Annotated in this window: 1 tRNA gene and 1 pseudogene; both read left to right on the top strand. The window is 33.2% G+C overall.

What is annotated here, in order from left to right:
• Nucleotides 1-981: pseudogene (locus ACFINU_RS09665) on the top strand (tyrosine-type recombinase/integrase); the annotation flags it as partial.
• 944 nt (nt 982-1925) lie between these two features.
• Nucleotides 1926-2015 (top strand) — tRNA-Ser (locus tag ACFINU_RS09660).
• The last annotated feature ends 132 nt before the right edge of the window (nt 2016-2147 follow it).

Genomic DNA, 2147 nt, shown 5'->3' with positions numbered 1-2147 from the left:
GTATGGTATGTACGTATTGGTCACGGCAAACGCATTAGAATACGCGGTACCTATGGAACGCAAGAGTTTGTTGATAATTACAAAAACGCACTTGCCGAGTTACAAGGGCTTATACTTCCTAAATCAAAAACTGGTAAACTTGTTGAAGGGTCATTTGCATGGCTGCTTAAACAATACTTTAACAGCTCTAATTGGCATAGCTACACTAAAGCTACAAAGAAACAAAAAGAATACATTCTTATGAAGATATGCGACTCCATAGGAAATATTCCATACCAAGCAATTGAAAAGAAACATATCATAGCCGGCGTTGAACGGCGCAAAGAAACACCAGCAATGGCTAGAAACTTTCTGAAAGCCCTTAATGGGCTTTTTAATTGGGCAATTGATCAAGGTCTTTTGGAAAATAATCCGACTTTAGGGGTCCCCCCCCTCAAAAACAAAGAGAGATTTCCGTTTGGACAGAAGAAGATGTCGAAAAATATTATCAAAGATGGCATCATGGTACCCATGAACGTATCTGGATTGATGTTCTTTTATATACGGGCTTGCGTCGTGATGATGCTGTACGAATTGCCTGGAAAGATGTCAATGATAATATCATTCACCTCAAAACAGAAAAACGTAAATTTCAAACAGATGTTTTTCTTCCTATTTTACCAGAATTAGCCAAAATGCTTGAAGCAGGTCCCATAGGTGATGAAACATTCATTTGTGGTAAATGCTGGAAAAAAATCCCCCAAAATAGGTTCGGATTTACATTTTATAATGTGTGTACCAAAGCAGGTATCAAAAAATCGGCGCATGGATTGAGAAAATTAGCAGCAAAACGTGGCCGCTAATTCTGGTGTAACAGTATCACAACCCAAAGCAATTTTTGGCTGGACAAATGATGCTATGGCATCTCTTTACACAAAGAGCGCAGACCGTAAAAAACTCGCTCTTGAAACCATAAAAAAGCTTCAAAAAGATGAGGGATAGAGGCAAAAAAACTCAATAGAATCAGGAATAACCTATTCTCTCATATTAGACATAAATATTTTATTTACACATACTTGTGAATGAATCGGCTTTTAAAACTTTGTCTTTTAAAGTTTACGCTTTCTGACTCTGCAATAATTTAGCGTTTTTAAGTTCTATTCCTGAAAAACTATGTAACACCTTCACAAACTATCTATTGATCTAAGGGTATTGCTCAATAATTTTTTCTTCCATTCAAATTAACTTTTTGCTTATCCCACAGAAAAAGCATTACAAATATACCTAATTTCCAGTCATATCTAGAAGAGATTTTAAACTATCGATGCAAATCTTACATAAAATTTTATTCAAATAGTGCAAATCAGCCATTCCCTCTAAGGTACGTCTTTAGACGCACTAAATATCTGAATATTTTTATTTAAAAAATTAAAATCTTTTAAAGAGCTTTCTTATTGAATTGTACTTAATTTAAACTCAATAAAAACTTTCCTTGAATATATATGTCATTCTTACAAATTTATCTCTCATAAACTGTCAGAGTAATAACATTTTCTTTTCGCCAATATGAACGATCTAAATAAAATAAATATCTGGAAAGGTAAAATAATTCAAAAATACACGACCGGAATTTAATATAATTTATCAAACATTTTCAACTAAACATTTCTTATTATTACGAAAACGATTGTTAGAACTAAAAAAAAATATTGCTTTGTAAAAAAAATTTAAACAGGAAAAAAATGATAAATATCATAATTACCTTCCATTTTTTCAGAAAAAACTATCATGTTTAAAAATGAAACTCTTAGATAACACACTCAAAGAATTAACTTATGAAGAATTATTTTAATTGAAACTTAAATAGTTTTACAAAGAACGCTTTAAAATGCGTATTAAAATGATTGACCTTTTACAAGAAATTTGTCAAAAAGTATATCTAGTTTGGAGGGGTGGCCGAGCGGTTTAAGGCACCGGTCTTGAAAACCGGCGTGCAGGAGACTGTACCGTGGGTTCGAATCCCACCCCCTCCGCCACAGCACTTTTATGGTGCTATAACTTTTTGATTTTATATGACTGTAGCTTGCCAGTTGTAGCTTGCCAGCGGGTTTTGTATATTTTGCCACTAGGTTTTGTACCAATTCATTTTTTTTTCAAAGAGTTTTAAA

The organism is Bartonella sp. AC130YNZD, from assembly GCF_042196865.1.
Taxonomy (GTDB): domain Bacteria; phylum Pseudomonadota; class Alphaproteobacteria; order Rhizobiales; family Rhizobiaceae; genus Bartonella.
Note: the sequence above shows the minus strand (reverse complement) of the source record. Positions and strands in the feature narration are given on the sequence as shown.